The organism is Sorangium sp. So ce321, from assembly GCF_051530195.1.
Lineage (GTDB): Bacteria > Myxococcota_A > Polyangia > Polyangiales > Polyangiaceae > Sorangium.
Window position 1 is genome coordinate 7,493,207 of record NZ_CP150329.1, and the last position, 18,211, is coordinate 7,511,417.

Below are 18,211 nucleotides of genomic sequence, written 5' to 3' on the forward strand. Positions count from 1 at the left end.
CACGCCCCGCTGCCTCGCCGCGCTATACGCGCGCCTCCAGGCGATCGCCGCGCGGGCGCCGGCTCACCCTTCCCCCCGCGCCGCCGCCGGCCGGCCGTCGTCCTCGCTGCAGGCGCCGTCGCGCCAGGCGCGGCGGCGTCGACACCCACAGCGTAGCCGCCGGGCCGTAAACCTCGGCGCTCGCCGTGAGCAGGCCGCAGCTCACCCGTGGTGGCCGATGTTCGGCAGCGAGCCGCGCGAGGCCTCGACCGCGGTCTCGCCGGAGCGGTCGAGCGCGTACTTGAAGAGGATCGGGCCGAACACCTCGTTCAGCGCGACGCAGCCGACGACGAGCGCGCGGAAGCCGGCGCCGAGGGTCGGGAACGCGCGCTCGATGGTCAGGCTGATGCCGAGGGTGAGGCCCGCCTGCGAGATGAGGCCGCACCAGGCATACTTCCGCAGCACCGGCGGGTCGTCGGCGAGGCGATTGCCGATGCGGCTCGCGACCCAGGTCACGAGGGCCCGCGACGCGCCGAAGAGCAGCGCGACCGGCCACATCATCCGGAGCAGCGGCAGGTCGAGGTGCGCGCCGGCGGTCGCGAAGAAGAGCACGAACACCACGCTCGCGGCGTCCTCGACGGCGTGCACCAGCTTCTCGCCCTGCTTCGAGAGGTTCGCCACGACGAACCCGGCGACCACGAAGACGAGCAAAGCGTCGAAGCGGAGGTAGCGCAGCACCTCGGTGGCGCCGAAGCCGAGCGCCACGAACACGAGGATGAGCTGCCGACCGATGAGCCGCATGTAGGCCGCGAGGGCGAGGCCGAGCGTCGTGCCGATCGAGATGCTCCCGAGGATCTCGCGGCCGAGGAGCTCGATCTCGTGCATCGACATCGTCGTGCCCGGCTCGATGAGCGGCCGCACCGTGGAGAGCGCGATCGCCGTCACGACGATGACGATGATGTCCGACGTCATCACGAACGCGAGCGTGTTCAGCGCGACGGGCCCGGTCGCGCGCGTCTGGGAGAGGATGCCCAGCACCGCCGAGGGGCTGCGGGTGACCGCGATGACTCCCCAGAGGATGGCCACGCCGAACGCCGCGGTGGTCGAGAGGTCGGCCGCGAACGGGACGAGCGAGCGCGCCGCGTAGAAGACGCTTGTCATCACCACGAAGACGAGCACCGTCTGGATGAGGTTGTGCAAGAGGAGGCTCTTCAGGCTCTTCTTCACGATGTCGATCCGGAGCTCGGCGCCGCCGGCGAGCGCGATGAGCGCCAGCGCCAGCGCGTTGACCCGCGAGATCTCCTCGACGGCGTGGTGATCGACGAGCTCGAGGACGTGCGGCCCGGCGATGATGCCCGCGAGGATGTAGCCCGAGAGGTGCGGCAGGCGGAGCGGCTCGACCAGCTCGCTCGCGAGCGTCCCCGCGAGCAGGAGGAAGCCGATCGAGGCGATGGTGCCCGCGGGCCCGTGATCGTTCGGGACCGAGCGCGTCGTCGCGTAGAGCACCCCGAACAGGATCACCAGCGCGACCGCGTGCGTGAGGTGGTTCAGCGGCCCCTTGGGCGCAGACCCGTGGTGGCGGACAGCGGGCGCGCCGTCCGGCGCGGCGGAGGCGGCGGGCGCAGCGGGCGCGGCTTCGGGGAGCGCGGCGGTGCTCACGGCGGCACCTCCCCCCGCCCTGCCGCGGGCGAGGGCGGGCTGTCGCCCTCGATCGGCGTGGCGTCGCGCGAGGCGCGGGCCAGCGCGCGGCCGAAGAAGAGCGACTCGCGCTCGGGCGCGGCGAGCTCGCCGGCCTTGCGGAGCGTGGCGCGCAGCGCCTGCGGCCCGACGAACTCGCCGAACACCGCCGCCGCGGCCGCGGTGAAGAGGACGGTGTGCCCGACCGGGCCCGGGAAGCGCAGCGCGAAGGCGAGGCCGACGCTCATGGCCACCGCGCCGGACGAGAGCAGCCCCGCGCCGAGCCAGGGCGAGGTCTCGCGCGCGTCGGGCGACGCGACGCGGAGGACGAGGCCGGTCGCGAGCTTGCCGGCCACGCGCGCCACGAGCGCGATCGCCACGATCCACGGCAGGAACGGCGCCGCCTTCGGGCTCACGTGCGCGCCGGCGAGCAGCAGCGCCGGCAGGATCACCGGCCGCTCGGTCGGCGCGACCATGGCGACGATCTCCTCGCGGTGCCTCGACACGGCGGCGATGGTCACGCCCATCGCGAACGTCGCGAGGAGCGGCGACAGGCCGACCCGGGCGCTCGTGCCGATCGTCAGCAGCGAGGTGCCGAGGAGCACGCCCCAGCTCTGGATCAGGCGGAAATCGCTGCCGAGGAGCACGACCGCGATGAGCCCGAGCACCACGCCGATGAGCGCCGTCACGATCGTCCAGCCCCAGAACGGGATCGGCCAGTGGGCCGTCGCCTGCGGGGCGAGCGCGAAGGCGGCGCCCATCATGAGCAGCGGGCCGAGGTCGTCGCAGTCGGCGATGTCGGCGACGAGGTCCGAGAGCTTGCCGCTCGCGCCGTAGCGCTGCGTGACCCAGAGCACGGCGTGCCGCGTCGTCTCGGCGGACACGGCGCCCATGCCCGCCGCGAGCAGCGCCCGCTCGCCCCGGTCGAGCGACGGCACGGCGCGCTCCGCCGCGAGCCAGACCGCGGCCGCCACGGCGCAGCCGGTCGCGACGCTCATCAGCACGCTGAGCGCCATGCGGGACGGGCGGACGCGGCGGTTGCCGACGAAGCCGAAGTCGAGGCCGACGACCAGCGCGAGCCAGCCGAGCGCGACCCCCGCGATGGGCTCGAACGCGGCGAGCGAGGAGGGCTCGAGCAGCCCGAGCGCCGAGGGCCCGAGCACGAAGCCGAGCACCACGTACTCGGCGCCGGAGGGGAGGCCGATGCCCCGGAACACGCGGCCGCTGACGAGCGAGCTGCCGAGGTACGACAGCACGAGCAGCCCCATCAAAAGCCAGACGGCGTTCACGAGGCGGCGCCCCGATCCACAGGCGTCGCCGCGCCGCGCCGCGCGCGCTCGGTCGGCGGCGACGCCGGCGCGCGCCCGAGCGGGATGCCGGCGGCGACGAGCGCCTGCGCCACGGCGGTGAGCCAGCGGCTGCGCACGTCGTCGCCGTCGCAGGCCATCGTGGCGCGGAAGTGCGCGCCCCCCTCGTCGATCGCGACGAGCGCGGCGCGCGCGCGGCTGCCGAGGCCCGAGCCCGTCCTGAGCAGGAGCTCCCGCACCCGCTCGAGGTCGGCGGCGGGGTCGACGCTGATCTCGACCGCCACGAGCGGGGGCCGGCCGCGGATGCGCGTCGGGTGGAACAGGCTGAGCAGGTGCGGCACGCGCACGACGCACCCGTCCTCGTCCTCGAGGCGCGCCTCGATCAGCGTCAGCTCGCGGACGCGCCCGGACCGGCCCCCCACGTCGGCGATGTCGCCGATGCGCAGGCGCCGGCCGTAGATGACCGAGAGGCCGACGGCCGCCGAGGCGACGAGCGGCGTGCTGGCGAGCCCGGCCGCCGTGAGCACCACGAAGCCGACCCGCGTGAGCGCCCCCTCGTCGGTGCCGGTGATGAGCGGCGCCGCGAGCAGCAGCGCGGCCACGAGGATGCCAAACCGGACGAGGACCCCGGTGACGACCGCGAGGTCGGAAGGGAGCCACCCGAGCGACGTCTCGCCCCGGCTGACGCTCCCGAAGAACAGCCCCACGAAGCGGATGAGGACGAGGACCGCGAGCGTGGCGACGATCGCGAGCAGGAGCACCGGGACGCTCCGCGCGATGCGCCCCATGAGCTCCGACATCGGCGCGAGCACGATGCCGGTGAGCTTCTCGCTGTAGTCGCGCGTGGAGGCGAACAGGGAGAGCGCGAAGAGGATCCAGATATAGGCGATGCCCACCCGGACGAGGACGCCGGCGGCGCCGAGCGCGACCGAGAGCGCGCCCTGGGAAGCGGCGGGCCGGAGCATCTCGATGCCGCGGACGCGGAGGGCCGGGAGCCGCTCCGGATGCTCGGTGACCCAGCCGCGCGCGCGCGCGACGAGCTCGCCGACCTTGCGGAGCAGGAGCAGCGCGATGAGCCCCGAGAAGACGAGCAGCGAGAACGAGAAGACGCTCGTCGCGATGCGGCTCCGGCTCTGCTCCTTGGCGAGGACGTCGCGCACCGTGGCGGCGATCGCGGCGGCGTGGACCGTGACGGTCGCGGCGCCCGCCGCGGCGGCGTCCTCGGGACCGAGGTGGATGAGCGGGCTCTCGCCGACGTAGATGACCGCCACGCCGGCCTGCTCGTCGATGCGGACCTCGGGGATCTTCTTCTCCTGGGCGGCGCGCTCCAGCACCTTCGCGGCCTCGCGGGCGCGCTCCGGGGGGGAGAGGTTGCCCCGGTGCACGCGGACGGCGAAGACCGTCCGGCCGAGCAGCTCGACGCGCGCCTCGGGCTGCTCGGCCAGCGGAGGCGGCGGCTGAGCATCGGGAGCGCGCGGCTCGCCCTGGTCAGCAGCCGGGGCCGGCGGAGCGGGCGCAGGCTCGGCCTGCGCGGGCGCGAGGACGACCCGCGCCGGCGCCGACGCGACCGGCGTGGGCGACGGCGCGACCTGCACGAGCGGAGGCCCCACGGGCGGAGGTGCCTCGGCCGCGGGCTGCACGGGCGGCTCCGCGACGTGCGCAGACGGCGGCGCGGGCGCTGCCTGCGCAGGGGCGGCCTCCGCGGCCGTGGACGACAGCGGCGCAGGGGCGGCCTGCGCGGCCGTGGACGACAGCGGCGCGGCCTGCGCGGCCGTGGACGACAGCGGCGCGGGCGCGGCTTGTGTGGACGGCCTGGCGGGCGCTGCCTGCGTGGACGACGCGGCGGGCGCGGACGACGCGGCGGGCGCGGCCTGCGCGGAGCGCGGGACGACCTGCGCGGCAGGCGGCTGCGCGGGAGCGCCGCGCGCGGGGGGCGGCGCGACGAGCGGCGGCGCGGAAGCGCGCGGCGATCCCGCGGGCGCGCCCTGCGCCGGCTCGGCGATCGCAGGCCCGCCGGGCGACATGACGCCGGCGAGCGCGACCAGAAGCGCGGGGAATAGCCGCTGCACGCCGGCACTGTCGACCGGACGCAGGGCGCCGGTCAAGCGATGGGGAGCCAGATCGCCGGCCAGAGAGCGCCCGAGCCGCGCGACGGTTGGCCTCGGCGCGATCGAGGCGCTGCCCGAGGGTTCCTCGGAACGTTCACGTCTGCCGCGCTCGCTCGATGACGGATCGCCTTGCCGCCGAGGCGGGGCGCTGGCAGGGCGGCCGCGTGGCAAGGACCAAGAGATCCGCGGCGCGGTCGCTGCTCGTCGGCGACATCGGAGGCACGAACACCCGGCTCGCGCTCTACGACGCCTCCGGCGACCGGCCGCTCTCCGAGGCCGTCTTCCGCAGCCGCGAGCACGCGAGCTTCGAGGAGATCGCCCTCCCCTTCCTCGTGCGCAGCGAGGCTCCCCACCCCGCCGTCGCCGTGCTCGGCGTCGCCGGCCCCATCCAGGACCACGTCGCCACGGTGACGAACCTGCCCTGGCGCCTCGCCGAGCGCGAGCTGTCGCGCCGCCTCAAGATCGCGCGCATCCTGCTCGCGAACGACCTCGTCGTCGGCGCCCGGGGCTGCCTGCACATCGCGCGCGGGTCGATCACGCCGCTCACCGAGCGCAGGCCGCGGCCGAAAGGGAGCAACGTGGCCGTCATCGCCGCCGGCACCGGGCTCGGCGAGGCCCGGCTCATCTGGGACGGCGCCCGCCACCTCACGCTCCCGACCGAGGGAGGCCACGCCGACTTCGCCCCGCGCTCGGCCATCGAGGCAGAGCTGTGGCAGTTCCTCGCCGAGCGCCACCCGGATCACGTGAGCTACGAGCGCGTCCTCTCGGGCGACGGGCTCGGCGCCGTCTTCGACTTCTTCGCCGGTCGCGCCGCCCGCGTGCCGCGCGCGATCGAGCGCCGCCTCGCCGAGGGGGACCGCAACGCGGCGATCGCCGAGCTCGGGCTCGCCCGTGAGTTCCGGCCCGCCGCGCGCGCGGTCGACCTCTTCGTCGAGATCTACGGCGCCGAGGCCGGCAACCTCGCGCTGCGCGAGCTCGCGCTCGGCGGCGTCTTCGTCCTCGGCAACATCGCCCGGCACCTCGTCACCGCCCGGCGCGAGCTGTTCATGAAGTCGTTCCTGAAGAAGGGGCGCCTCGCGCCGCTCCTCCAGGACGTGCCCGTCGCGGTCGTCACCGATCCCCTCGTCGGCGTGCGGGGCGCGCTCGCCTTCGCGAGGGAGCTCGCCGCCGCGGAGGAGCCCTCGGCCCGCCCGGCCTCCCGGAGGTCCTGAGCGCAGGCGCGGCGCGCCCCGCGCCGGAGCCCGCTCAACGCGCGCCCGCGTCCCCGGCCACGCCCGCGCCGTCGGGCGTGGGGATCTCGAAGACGAACCGCGCGCCGCCGCGCGCGCCGGCCTCGACCCAGATCGAGCCCCCGTGCAGCGCGACGATCCGCTGCGCGATGTAAAGCCCGAGGCCGGCGCGGCCCGCGTGCGCGCCTTGCCGCCGGAAGCGATCGAACACCGCCGCGCGCTCCTCGGGCGCGATGCCGGCCCCCGCGTCCTCGACGGCGCAGCGCGCGCAGGCGTCGCGCGCGGCGAGCTCGATGAGCACCTCGGTCCCCCGCGGCGAGTGCCTGATCGCGTTCTCCACGAGGTTCAGGACGACCTGGTAGAGCCGCCGCGCGTCGCCGATCACGATCCCTGTGCCCGCGGCCTCGCTGCGGATCTGCACGCCCGCCTCGGCCGCGATCGGGGCCACTGTGTCGACCACCTCGGCGACCACGTCGTCGAGGAAGAAGCGCCGCGACGCGATCTGCAGCTCCCCCGCGTCGACGAGCGCCGCGTCCAGGATGTCCGAGATGAGCGACGTCATCCTGTCGACGTTGCGCAGGAGCAGCCCCGCGACCTTCGCGCACTGCGCGGTCGTCAGGGGGCTCGGCGCGTGCTCGATGAGCGACCCCTGGAGCCGGATGGCTTGCAGCGAGGACTTGAGGTCGTGCGACACGATCGACATGAACTCCTCGCGCTGCCGCCCGAGCTCCTCGAGCCGGACGCGCGCCGCCTCGAGCTCGGCCCCCTTCGTCGCGAGTTCGCGGGTGATGTCCGCGAGCTCGTTCGCCAGCGCGATGGCGGCCTCCTCCCTCCGCCGCGCCTCGTCCCGCGCGGAGGCCCGCCCGAGGAGGATGCGCGCCCCGCCGGCGGTGGGGACCACGAGGAACTTCACCGGCTCCTGGCGCCCGTCCTCGCGGCGCACCTGGAGCTCCCACGTGGCGGCCGCCGCGTGGGCCAGGGCCGCCGAGACCTTCTCGCGGCTCGTCTCGTGGAACAGCGCCGCGACGCCCCTGCCCGGCGCCGCGGCGCCTCCGAACAGCCGGCCCGCCGCGGCGCTGGCGTGGGTGATCTCGCCGCGCTGCACCACGAGCAGGAGATCGTCCTGGGTCGCGAGGAGGGCGCCGAAGAGCGACGCCGCGTCGGGCTGCGTCACCGCCATGTCCGCGCGAGCCTCACGGCCGTCGAGAGCGACGCCACGACCGCATCGGCCCCGAGCAGCAGCGCCGCGTCGGGCAGCGCCGCGACGGCGCGGCCGCCCGCGAGGATCTTCGCCCCGGGCACTTGCTCGCGCACGCGCTGGATCTGCGCCCGCGCCGAGGGCATGTGCACCTCGAGGGTGATCGACACGGCGACGAGCCTCACCTGGCGCAGATCGAGGTCGGCGAGCCCGCTTAGCATCGAGATCCGCCCGCCCATGTACGTCGTCTGCCAGCCGTCGAGGGCGAGGAGATCGGCGAGCATTCGCGCGCCGAACGTGTGGAGCTCGGGGTCGGCGCAGCCGACCACAGCCCTCGGGTCTCCCGCCGGCCACCGGATCAGCGGGTACAGGGACGCGACGGCGGTCTGCGCGACGGCGGAGGCGAGGTGCTCGTCCGCCACCGTGATCCGGTTCTCGTACCAGAGGGTCCCGACCTCCTCGAGGGCGGGCACGACGATGCGCTCGTAGATATGGCCGAGCCCGTCCCCGAGCGCGGCGTGGAGCACGCTCCGCGCGGCGAGGTAGTTGCCCGTCAGGAGCGCGTCCGTGAACAGGCGCGCGGCGGCGCCTTCCCCCTCGACGGCCTCTGGCAGCGCCTGGTCCGACCCCATGAGCGCTACCTGCACATGGAGTCCGGAGAAGTACAGATCGCGGTGGGTTTCAGCTTCTCCCTCGCCGGCAGGCATGGGTGCCTGCCGTGCCATGTCGGGCCAGGAACGGCGGCGTCAATCCGTGCCCGGCGCGGATCTCCGCCGCGCTGTCGGCCCGCGCACGTCAACGACGCGGGAGGGGCGCGCCCATCGCCGCACGAGCCCGGGCGCTCGCCCTGAGGAGTTCGCCCCGCCCCGATCATCCGGCCGCCGCCGCCGCGCTGTCGAGCAGCCAGACGAGCCGTCCCGCGCCGCCGCGCACGACGCGCGCCGGCACCTCGTCGGCCGGGCCGGTCCGCTTCGCCTGCTCCAGGACCCCGCGCTTCCCCGCGCCGCGCGCGAGGAGCAGCTTCATGCGCGCCTCGCGGATCACCGGGGCCGTCAGCGTGAGCCGCGCCTCGAGACCCTTGTCCGGCTGCGCCGGGATCGCGGCGACCAGGCGGTCCTCGATGCCCACCGCCCCCGTCCCGGGGAAGAGCGACGCCGTGTGCGCGTCGTCGCCGATCCCCAGCGTCATGAGGTCGAACGCCACCGGCGCCGCGACCCCGAAGCGGGCGCGCAGGAGCCGCTCGTAACGCGCCGCGGCCTCGGCGAGGTCGGGCGACTCCCCCTCCATGCGGAAGAAGTGCCCCTCCGGGATGCGGGCCGCCGCGAGATCGCGGCGCGCGGCGCCGTAGTTCGAGCGGGGGTGGTCGGGCGCGACCGCGCGCTCGTCCACCCAGAACCACTCCGTCTGCTCCCACGGGAGCGCGAGCGCCGCGAGCCGCTGGTACGCCTCCGACGGCGTTCCCCCGCCCGAGAGCGCGATCCGCGCGACGCCGCGCGCCTCGATCGCCGCCGCGATGGCGCGCGCCATGAGCTCCGCGCCGAGGCGCGCGAGCTCCGCCGCGTCCTTCGCGACGCACGTCTCCTCTCCACCGTTCATCTCGGTCCTCCTCTCGGCCCTCCTCAGAGGGCGCTCCAGTCCGCCGCGGCGAGCACCGCGTCGCGCAGCAGCCGATCGCCCTCCAGCGAGTCGATCGTCTTGGTCAGCACCCACGTCTCGTCCCGGTAGCCGAGCGGGTGGAGGTGCTCGGCCGACCGCGCCCCCTCCATCGTCCACCGCACCGTGGCCGGCGCCTTGTCGAGCCGCACGCACCCGAGCGCGAGCGGCTCGCCGCGGAGCGACGTCCAGAGGCGCACGCCGTCGAGCCGCCGCCACGCCTGCTCTTCGGACGGCGCCGGCGGCCCGTCGACCAGCGCGATCTCGATCGGCGCGCCGTCCGCGCCCCGCGCGCGGCCGACGACGCCCGCGGCGCCGCCCTGCCCGGGCCCCCGCGACTCGAACTTCCAGCCGAGCCGCGAGCCCATCCAGCCGAGGAACAGCGCCGCCGGATCCGGCTTCGACCCCGCGCTGCGCGCGATCTCCACCCGCCGGATCGCGCGGCACGCCTCCGGCATGTCGTCGAAGAACCGGGCCACGAGCTCGCGGAACGAGAACGTCCGCACGAACGCGCGGTCCGCGAGCGGCGCCCTGGTCTCGCGCGCGACCTCCGCGATGCGCTCGATGCACGTCTCGGCCGAGTCGAACACCAGCCGATCGCAGATCGGCGCGAGCGCGTCGCCGAGCACGTTCGGCGCGCCCGGCGCGAGCTCGACGATCACGGCCACGTCGGAGATCGTCAGCGCGCTCACGACCGACGCCACGCGCTCGGCCGCGGCCACGCCGAACGTGAGCTCCACGCGGTCGTAGCAGATCGGCACCTCCCCGGCGCGGCGGCACGTGGCCGACCAGTCGCCCTGGACGCTCCGCGGGTCGAGCCGGTCGTCGAGCGTGATGAGCAGCGTCCGGCCCGCGTGCGTCTCCGCGAGCTCCTCGGCCTGCTCCCTCAGGCGCTCGACCTCGGCGCGGCTCCCCACCGCGACGAAGTTCATCGTCGACGCGCGCGTCTTCGGCGCCGGCTCGGCCCGCGACTCGTCGGGCGACGACCAGAACTCGGCGAGCTCCGACTCGACCCGCTTGATCACCTCGGCGATGCCGCCCGCGCTCACGGCCGCCTCCAGGCCCGCTCCGGGGCCTTGCCCTCGGCGCACGCGTTGCGCGCGTCCGTCGACGGCTCGATCAGGTCATCCGCCTCCGAGGGGCCCCAGCTGCCCGCGGCGTAGCGCGCGATCGGGGCGCCCTGCGTCCGCCACCCCTCGAAGATCGGGTCGACGAAGCCCCACTGCGCCTCGACCTCGTCGGCGCGCGTGAACAGCGTCGCGTCGCCGCGCAGCGCGTCGAGCAGGAGCCGCTCGTACGCCTCGGGCGTGCTCGAGCCGAACGCGGCGCCGTACCGGAAGTCCATCGTCACGCCGCGGATGGCGATGCCGCTGCCCGGGATCTTCGCCGCGAACCGGAGCGAGATCCCCTCGTCGGGCTGGAGGCGCATCACGAGCGCGTTCGGCTCCTCGGTGGCGCCGGGGGCGCCCTTGAACAGGCCGTGCGGGAGCGGCTTGAAGTGCAGCACCACCTCGGCCACCCGCTTCGCCAGCCGCTTGCCGGCGCGCAGGTAGAACGGCACGCCGCCCCAGCGCCAGCTGTCCACGTGGAGCCGCATCGCGACGTAGGTCTCGGTGTGCGAGTCCTTCGCCACGTCGGGCTCCTCGGTGTAGCCGGGCACCTTCTCGCCGCGCACGATGCCGGGCGCGTACTGCCCGCGCACCGTCGACTTCAGCACGTCCGGGCCCGTGATCGGCCGGAGGGTCCGGAGCACCTTCACCTTCTCGTCGCGCACCGCGTCGGCGCCCCACGACGACGGCGGCTCCATCGCGACCAGCGTGAGGAGCTGGAGCGCGTGGTTCTGCACGATGTCGCGGGTGATGCCGACCTTCTCGTAGAACTTGCCGCGCCCCTCGACGCCGATGTCCTCGGCCACCGTGATCTGCACGTGATCGACGTGCTGGCGCGACCAGAGCGGCTCGAAGATCGTGTTGCCGAAGCGGAGGACGAGGAGGTTCTGGACCGTCTCCTTCCCGAGGTAGTGGTCGATCCGGTAGATCTGCGACTCGGCCAGGTGGGCGAGCAGGTCCCGGTTGAGGGTGCGGGCGCTCTCGAGGTCCTCGCCGAACGGCTTCTCGACGACCACGTGCTGGAACGGCGCGTCCTTCGCGTGCGACGGCGGCGCGACGAGGTTCGCCGCGCGCAGGCCGCGCACGATGGGCGCGAACTGGTCGGGCCCGACGGCCAGGTAGAAGACCCGGTTCTTGCGGGTGCCGCGCTCGGCGTCGAGCCGCTCGAGCTCCGCGCCGAGGCGCGTGTACGTCTCGGCCTCGTCGAACGACCCCTGGACATAGCTGATGCCCTTCTCGAGCTCGCTCCAGGACGACTCCTCGAGCGGGCGCCGCGAGTGCTTCCCGACGGCCTCGCGCATCTCCTGGGCGAAGTCCGGCTTCGGGCGCCGCGCCACGCCGACCACGGCGAAGCCGCCGGTCAGGAGTCGGCTGAGCGCGAGGTTGTAGACCGCGGGCAGCAGCTTGCGCCGGGTCAGGTCGCCCGAGGCGCCAAAGATGACGAGCGCTGCCGGCGAGGCGGTGCGCTCCTCGGGCATTCCTTCGCGAAGCGGGTTCTTCTCGGCTTGGGTCATTGGATGGGCTCCGGTCGGTGACAACGTCGGGCGTGATGCTCGCGCGCCTCCGCGGCGTAGGGTAGCCCGGATCGCGCCGACGCAATGCGGAGCAACGGGGGAGCGCGGGCGTGCGGCCCGAGCCCGCGCGTCGAGCGCGCTCGCCTTCCCGCGCACGTCGCGCGTGCCCGCCGGCTCGCGGCGCCCTTCCATCCGATCGCGACAGGTACTAGGCTCCGCCGCGCGATGGCCGCGCCGGTGCTCCCGCGAATCCGTGTCCCCCACCCTCACGTGCGGTGCGACATCCAGGTGCTCGCCGGCAGCCCGCACGTCCTCGGGTCGCGCGTCCCGGTGCGGCGGCTCTGGGCGTGGCACCGCGGCGGCGCGTCGGTGGAGACGCTGCTCAAGCGCTACCCGAACCTCGGGCCGGCGCGCGTGCTCGACGCGCTCGCGTTCGCCTACGACAACCAGGACCTCATCGAGGCCGACATCGCGCGCGAGCAGGCGCTCTTCGAGAAGAAGGGCGGGCCCTCAATCGGCGCGCGCCCGCTCGCGCAGCTCAACCTGCCGTTCGACGAAGACGACGAGTGAGCGACGCGGCCTCGGCGCGCGGCGCCGCGCGGCATCCCGGTCTCCGTTGGCTCAGCTTGTTTCTTTACAGCCATCGTGACTTAAGGCAATAGGGCGCTCTATCGCTGGGGCCCGGAGTGCGGGGCTGCTCGGCATCGCGAGCGACAGCCGCGCGGGTTCGCGGCTGTCTCAGCTTTCAAGGTCGCGGCGACCGGTGTAAGGTCCGCGCCCCATGGGGTACCCATCGAGGTGCCGGAGGGTTTCTGAGATGAGCGTCAATCGATGGAAGTTGTTCGCGATGCCGGTGGCCTTGCTCGGGCTGGCTTCGCCTCTCCTCGTGAACTGTGGCGGCAAGGGGATCCCGGGCGCGGACAGCCTGCCCGGCCCCGCCGGTGACCTGGCGTCCGCCGCGGGCGGCTGCGAGGAGCTGAAGAACGGCGGGATCGCCAACCTCAAGTTCGAGGGCGGCGCCGATGTCGAGGGCAAGATCAAGGGCTTCCTCGAGGCCGCGGCCTCGCTCGACAAGCTCACGGTGGACATGGAGGCGAGCCTCATCGCCTCGTGCGGCAAGCTCGGCAAGGACCTCGGCATGAGCGACGCGGACCTCAAGGCCGAGCCGGGCGGCGGCAAGGGCGCCGAGAAGGTCTGCAACGCGGTCTCGGCCAAGGTGAACGCGGCCGTCAAGGCGAACGCCGAGGCGAAGATCGCGGTCCAGATCGATCCCCCCAAGTGCTACGCCGACATCAACGCGATGTCGGAGTGTCTCGGCACGTGCGGCCCCGCGTTCGAGCCGGGCAAGCTCGAGGCGAGCTGCGAGGGCGGCGAGATCAGCGGCAAGTGCGACGCCGAGTGCAAGGGCAAGTGCAGCGTCGAGGCGGGCGCGGCGTGCTCCGGCACCTGCAACGCGAGCTGCTCGGGCAAGTGCGACGCCGGCTTCAAGGGCACCTGCGGCGGCAAGTGCGACGGCAAGTGCGACGGCAAGGAGTCGAAGGGCGCGGCGTGCGCGGGCACCTGCGACGGCAAGTGCGACGCCAAGGCCGAGGGGTCGTGCTCGGGCACCTGTGACGGCTCCTGCTCGGGCTCCTGCGAGCTCAAGGCCGGCGCGAAGTGCTCGGGCTCCTGCTCCGGCGGCTGCAGCGCCCAGATCAAGGAGCCGAAGTGCTCGGGCGAGATCCAGCCGCCCCAGGTCGACGTGACGTGCCGCGCGCAGTGCGCCGCGAAGACCGCCGCCTCGGCGACCTGCGATCCGCCGAACGTCCGCATCGTGGCGAACGGCAAGGTGAACGCCGACGCGCAGAAGCTCGTCGCCGCGCTCCGGACGTCGCTCCCGGCGATCGCGAAGGTCCAGCTCGGGACCGGCAAGAAGCTGGCGGCGGCGGTGTCCGGCGTCGGCAAGGCGGGCGCCGAGGTCAAGGACGCGGCGCTCAAGGCCGGCGGCAAGGCGGTCGCCTGCGTCGCGGCCGCCGTCGACGCGTCGGCGAGCGCGACCGCCTCGATCGACGTGAACATCAAGGCGAGCGCGAGCGTCAGCGGCTCGGCGAGCGGCGCGGCCAGCGGCGGGACCTGATCCCCGCAGCGGCTTGAGCCCGGACGCGGCGGCGGTCCCCTCCCGGAGGGGGCTGCCGCCGTTGTCTTTTGTGGAGCGGCCGTCCCGGCGTGGAGCCTCTCTGACGCCGCCGTCCCGGCGTGGAGCCTCTCTGACGCCGCCGTCCCGCGGTGAAGCGCGATTCTGGATGCGAGCTCACGTTTCCCTCGCGGCGTCGCAGCGCGACGGTGCACGGGTCGAACGCGCGCCGGGCTCGCCCCCGATGTGACAGCCACGTTTCGTGTCCCGGCAGGCCGGGTGCGGCGAGGGTCGTTGAAGGGCTCCGCGCACGCCGCGGCGGTGCGCACGGCGAAAGATACCGCCCGGGTGTCCGACACAGCCCGAGCCCGCGGCGCTCGCCCGCGCGCCCGCCCTGCGCGCGCCGGCAGCGCGCGTTCCGCGTCGCGCATTGCGGGGCCATTGCGCCCGGCACGGCGCCGCGTCCGGGGTATCATGGTGCTTCTTCGAGCGATGACGGGGAACTCGGAAGGGCAGGAGCGATGGTCGGCGGTCCCTTGATCGAGCGCGGCGCCAGGATCGGCGAGTACACGGTCGACGGGCCGCTCGGCGAGGGCGGCTTCGGCGCCGTGTTCCGCGGCCACGACGAGGCCGGGAACGAGGCCGCCATCAAGATCTTCAAGGACGTGAGCGCCCAGAACGTCGGGCAGCTCTTCGCCCAGCAGAACGAGATCGAGGCGCTGCTCCGGCTGCGCCACCCGTCGCTCGTGAAGCTCTGCTCGTACGGCGTCCTCGACGGTGTCGGCCTTTACCTGGCGATGGAGCTCGTGCGGGGCGAGACGCTCGACAGGTACCTCGCACGGATGGGCTCGCTCGACACGATCGAGGCCCTGCGCATCGCGCGCCGCGTGGCCGAGGCGCTCGCCCATTGCCACGCGCTCAACGTGCTCCACCTCGACCTCAAGCCGAGCAACATCGTCCTCACGGACCCGTACGAGCCGCGGCTCAAGATCCTCGATTTCGGCCTGGCGACGCTGACGGTGAGCTTCCAGCCCGAGCACGTCCGGGTCAACGCCGGCACCATCGCCTACCTGGCGCCCGAGTGCCTGAAGCGGGGCGCGCTCGCGCGGCCGAGCCCGCGGATGGACCTCTACGCGGTCGGCGTCGTGCTCTACGAGCTGCTCTCCGGCCGGCTCCCGTTCAAGGACGGCACGGTCAACAGCGTCATCAGCCAGAAGGTCTACGGCAACCTCGTGCCGCTCTCGCAGGTGGCCCCGGAGACGCCGGCGCCGGTCATCGCGCTCGTGGACGAGCTCATGGAGCGCGACCCCGCGCGGCGCTTCTCGAGCGCGGCGCGGCTCTGCGCGCGGCTCAAGGAGCTCTATTACGTCACGCTCCACGGCGCCTCGCCCTCGCAGCTCGCGGCGGACGAGCCCGCGCCCGAGCGCGACGCCGCCTCGCCCGAGGCGCTCGACGACGCGCCGTTCATCGGCCGCGAGCAGGAGCTCGGGCGGCTCACGGAGCTCCTCCAGGCCGCCGTGTGGGGCCAGCCGCGGCCGGCCGTGGTGGTCGGCGACACGGGCGTCGGCAAGAGCCGCCTCGTCGCCGAGCTGCTCCGGAGCGTCGAGCAGACGGGCACGGCGATCGTCGCCTACGGCCGGTGCAGGGAGCTCTCGGGGCTCGTCCCCTACTCGGCGCTCCGCGAGGCGCTGACGCAGATCGCGCTCTGGCTGGAGCGGCACGGCGACAACCGCGCCGCGCGCATCCGGCGGCTGGTCAGCCTCGTGGTCGCCGAGGACACCGGCCTGCTCCAGGGGCTCGTCCCCGAGCTCCTCCGCGCGGTCGGGCTCGCCGACGAGGGCGGCGCCATCGGCCCGGGCGGCACGCGCTGGATCGCCGAGCTGATCCTGCGCCTGCTCGGCGCGATCTCCGAGGAGATCCCCATCGTCTTCGCCATCGAGGACGTGCACTGGGCCGACGAGGCGACGCAGGAGGTGCTCCTGCGGCTCTCGGACCAGCTCGGCGAGATGCCGGTCCTGCTGCTCGGCACGGCCCGGCCGCCGTTCCCTGGCGCGCGCGGCTCGTCGCTGCCCCCGCCGGGCTCGTCCGGGCTGCGCGCCACGCCTGGCTCGCCCGGCTCGTCGCCGATGACGCCCCGCTCGGTGGGGTGGCTCGCGTGGAAGGACGTCGAGCGCCTCGACCTCGGCCCGCTCCCGCCCGACGCGAACCGGTCGCTCCTCTCCGCGCTGAGCCGCGGCGCGGGGGACGAGCTCGTGCAGGAGCTCGTGCGCCGCGTCCCGCTGCTCGGCGCCGGCAACCCGCTCTTCAACATCCAGGTCGTCCGCAACATGGAGACCGAGGGCTTCCTGCAGCGTGGCCGGGGCGGCGCGCTCGAGCTCTCGCGCACCGACGCGCACTACCGCGCGCCCGCCTCGGTCTCCGACGTCCTCGCCCGCAGCATCGAGGCGCTCGATCCCGCGGTGGTCCAGGTCCTCGAGGTCGCGGCGCTCATCGGCCGCCAGTTCCAGCGCGACGACCTCGTCGCGCTCGGCCTGTTCGACGCGGAGGACGTCGACCGCGCCCTGCGCGACGCGGCCGCGCACCACGTCTGCCTGAGCGAGGACGGGCGCCTCACGTCGTTCTCCCACGACGCGGCGCGCGAGCAGCTCGCCGCCCGCGTGCCGCCCGAGGATCGCGGCGAGGTCCACCGGCGCATCGCGCGGCGCATCGAGCTGCGCGGCGGCGATCCGGGGACGCTCGCGCACCACGTCGAGCGCGCCGGCGAGCTCGACCGCGCCGCCTCGACGTACCTGCTCGCGGCGAGCGAGGCCGATCGCCTCCAGGACCCGCACGGCGCGAGCCGGCGGCTCAAGCAGGCGCTCGCGCTGCTCGAGCGGCTGCCGCTCGACCCCGCGCGCATCGAGCTCCGGGCCCGCTGCGCCCACGAGCTCGCGCGCGTGGCGTGCCTGCTCGGCAGCACGGCGGAGCCGCTCGATCTGCTCCGCCGCACGCAGGGCGCGCTGCCGGAGACCCCGCTCGTGACGGCGGCGCTCTCCAGCGCGCTGTCGCGCGTGCACTACGTGCGGGGCGAGTTCGCGGACGCGGTGGCGCACAGCCGCAAGGCGCTCCAGGCGATCGGCGCGAGCCCCGAGCTCCGCCCGTACCAGTGCCTGCCCGCGAACATCCTCGGGCGCGCGCTGTGCGCGGCCGGCAAGGTCGGCCCCGCGACCGAGCCGCTCCGCCGCGGCTGCGAGCTGGCCGAGGCGGCGGGCGAGTACATCGAGCTGTGCCACTCGCGCGGCATCCTGTGCGTCGCGCTGAGCCAGTCGGGCCACTACGCCGAGGCCGAGCAGAGCGCCGCGGACGCCGCGCGCCTCGCCGAGCGCCTGCGCGACCCGGTGCGGCTGCTCGGCACGTGGTTCTACTACGCGGTGCTCGCCGAGGGCCGGTTCGACTGGGACCTCGGCGTCCGGTCGACCGCGCAGCTGCTCTCGTACGCCGAGGAGCACGGCCTGAGCGGGCTCTACCTGTACGTCGGCACGATGTACGCGGGCCGGCACCAGTTCCACGTGGGCCACCTGGCGCGGGCCCGCGTGCTGGTCTCGAACGCGTGCAACCTCAGCGGCGTGCTGGGCATCGGCATGGGGCGCGGCTGGGCCGAGGGGTACCTCGGCGACGTGTTCTTCGTGCAGGGCCTCCTCCCGGAGGCGCTCGCGGCCTACGAGCGGGCGATCGAGATCGGCTCCGCCGGGACGGGCGACGCCTACGCGGTGGGCCTCGGCCGGGTCGGCTGGCTGCACACGTCGGCGCTGCAGGGCCGCGACGCCGGCGAGCTCAGGGCGTACGCGCGGGAGACGCTCGAGCTCATCCGCGCCTCGGGCAACCGGACGCAGCTCGTCACGGCGCTGGAGCGGTACGCCGAGGCGTTCGATGTGCTCGGCGACGAGGAGGAGGCGCGCGACGTGCGGGCCGAGCGCACGGTGCTCGTCGAGGAGCTCGGCCTGAAGGAGCCGACGTTCTGGCCGCGTCCCCCGGCCGAGGCGGGGTTCCAGGGCCCACCGCGGGAGTACTGGACCGGGCTGCCCCGCGAGCTCCGGGCTTCCTATGCGCCGAGCAGCCTGGGCACGACGCAGATCGTGGCCGCGACCATGGCGGGGCTCGCGGAGGCGGCGACGCTCGCCGTGCCGGAGGAGGAGATCGGCGCGCCGACGATCGTGGCGATCCCGCGCCTCCGCCACGTGACGCTGCTGGAGACGCTCGCCTCGGTGGAGGGCTTCATCCCGCGCTTCGATCCGGAGGCCCCGCCGATCGCGAAGTGACGGCGGCGGGAGCGCCGCGCGGGCTG

At 74.6% G+C, this 18,211-nt stretch carries 12 protein-coding genes; 4 read left to right on the top strand and 8 right to left on the bottom strand.

The features are described 5' to 3' along the window. Positions 1 to 201: 201 nt before the first annotated feature. Genes WME89_RS27540 through WME89_RS27550 form a run of 3 tightly spaced genes read right to left on the bottom strand, consistent with a single transcriptional unit; the run spans position 202 to position 5,032 of the window. Positions 202 to 1,638: a cation:proton antiporter gene (locus WME89_RS27540; RefSeq protein ID WP_438002687.1), complete on the bottom strand. Its 1,437-nt coding sequence runs from the start codon at positions 1,636 to 1,638 to the stop codon at positions 202 to 204. Next, a complete protein-coding gene (locus WME89_RS27545; protein ID WP_438002688.1) occupies positions 1,635 to 2,945 on the bottom strand; it encodes a cation:proton antiporter in 1,311 nt (436 codons plus the stop codon). The genes WME89_RS27540 and WME89_RS27545 overlap by 4 nt, the downstream gene beginning before the upstream one ends. Beyond that, positions 2,942 to 5,032: a mechanosensitive ion channel family protein gene (locus tag WME89_RS27550; protein WP_438002689.1), complete on the bottom strand. Its 2,091-nt coding sequence runs from the start codon at positions 5,030 to 5,032 to the stop codon at positions 2,942 to 2,944. Before WME89_RS27550 ends, WME89_RS27545 begins: the two co-directional genes overlap by 4 nt. A 155-nt stretch (positions 5,033 to 5,187) precedes the next feature. Here WME89_RS27550 and WME89_RS27555 point away from each other — a divergent pair, with 155 nt between their 5' ends. Beyond that, entirely contained in the window at positions 5,188 to 6,282 is a 1,095-nt protein-coding gene (locus WME89_RS27555) for a glucokinase (RefSeq protein WP_438002690.1), read from the top strand. Positions 6,283 to 6,316: 34 nt separating this feature from the next. On the opposite strand, the gene WME89_RS27560 is transcribed toward WME89_RS27555, so the two are convergent. From WME89_RS27560 to zwf, 5 genes are all read right to left on the bottom strand, one after another. Beyond that, positions 6,317 to 7,480 carry a sensor histidine kinase gene (locus WME89_RS27560; RefSeq protein WP_438002691.1) on the bottom strand — a complete coding sequence of 388 codons (1,164 nt, stop codon included), beginning with the start codon at positions 7,478 to 7,480 and terminating at the stop codon, positions 6,317 to 6,319. Next, entirely contained in the window at positions 7,471 to 8,130 is a 660-nt protein-coding gene (locus WME89_RS27565) for a cobalamin B12-binding domain-containing protein (RefSeq protein WP_438002692.1), read from the bottom strand. Before WME89_RS27565 ends, WME89_RS27560 begins: the two co-directional genes overlap by 10 nt. Before the next feature lie 238 nt (positions 8,131 to 8,368). After that, a complete protein-coding gene (pgl, locus tag WME89_RS27570; protein WP_438002693.1) occupies positions 8,369 to 9,094 on the bottom strand; it encodes a 6-phosphogluconolactonase in 726 nt (241 codons plus the stop codon). A gap of 23 nt (positions 9,095 to 9,117) precedes the next feature. After that, positions 9,118 to 10,200 (bottom strand): glucose-6-phosphate dehydrogenase assembly protein OpcA, encoded by a 1,083-nt coding sequence (locus tag WME89_RS27575; RefSeq protein WP_438002694.1) that lies wholly within the window; start codon positions 10,198 to 10,200, stop codon positions 9,118 to 9,120. Then, positions 10,197 to 11,774: a glucose-6-phosphate dehydrogenase gene (zwf, locus tag WME89_RS27580; RefSeq protein ID WP_438002695.1), complete on the bottom strand. Its 1,578-nt coding sequence runs from the start codon at positions 11,772 to 11,774 to the stop codon at positions 10,197 to 10,199. Before zwf ends, WME89_RS27575 begins: the two co-directional genes overlap by 4 nt. 237 nt (positions 11,775 to 12,011) lie before the next feature. Between zwf and WME89_RS27585 the strand changes: the two genes are divergently transcribed. The 3 genes from WME89_RS27585 to WME89_RS27595 all read left to right on the top strand — a co-directional run bounded on the left by WME89_RS27585 (position 12,012) and on the right by WME89_RS27595 (position 18,185). After that, positions 12,012 to 12,344, top strand: a complete 333-nt coding sequence (locus WME89_RS27585; protein WP_437663042.1) for a DUF433 domain-containing protein — start codon at positions 12,012 to 12,014, stop codon at positions 12,342 to 12,344. A gap of 247 nt (positions 12,345 to 12,591) precedes the next feature. Then, positions 12,592 to 13,890, top strand: a complete 1,299-nt coding sequence (locus WME89_RS27590) for a hypothetical protein (RefSeq protein ID WP_438002696.1) — start codon at positions 12,592 to 12,594, stop codon at positions 13,888 to 13,890. A 518-nt stretch (positions 13,891 to 14,408) separates the two neighbouring features. Then, the gene (locus tag WME89_RS27595; RefSeq protein WP_438002697.1) at positions 14,409 to 18,185 is read left to right on the top strand and encodes a serine/threonine-protein kinase; all 3,777 of its coding nucleotides are present in this window, start codon (positions 14,409 to 14,411) and stop codon (positions 18,183 to 18,185) included. Positions 18,186 to 18,211: the final 26 nt, after the last annotated feature.

Bases quoted from the DNA above. Each gene is read 5' to 3' on its own strand.
- WME89_RS27595 (WP_438002697.1), top strand. From the start codon at position 14,409: ATGGTCGGCGGTCCCTTGATCGAGCGCGGCGCCAGGATCGGCGAGTAC.
- WME89_RS27555 (WP_438002690.1), top strand. From the start codon at position 5,188: ATGACGGATCGCCTTGCCGCCGAGGCGGGGCGCTGGCAGGGCGGCCGC.
- WME89_RS27560 (WP_438002691.1), bottom strand. From the start codon at position 7,480: ATGGCGGTGACGCAGCCCGACGCGGCGTCGCTCTTCGGCGCCCTCCTC.
- WME89_RS27565 (WP_438002692.1), bottom strand. From the start codon at position 8,130: ATGGGGTCGGACCAGGCGCTGCCAGAGGCCGTCGAGGGGGAAGGCGCC.
- zwf (WP_438002695.1), bottom strand. From the start codon at position 11,774: ATGACCCAAGCCGAGAAGAACCCGCTTCGCGAAGGAATGCCCGAGGAG.
- pgl (WP_438002693.1), bottom strand. From the start codon at position 9,094: ATGAACGGTGGAGAGGAGACGTGCGTCGCGAAGGACGCGGCGGAGCTC.
- WME89_RS27590 (WP_438002696.1), top strand. From the start codon at position 12,592: ATGAGCGTCAATCGATGGAAGTTGTTCGCGATGCCGGTGGCCTTGCTC.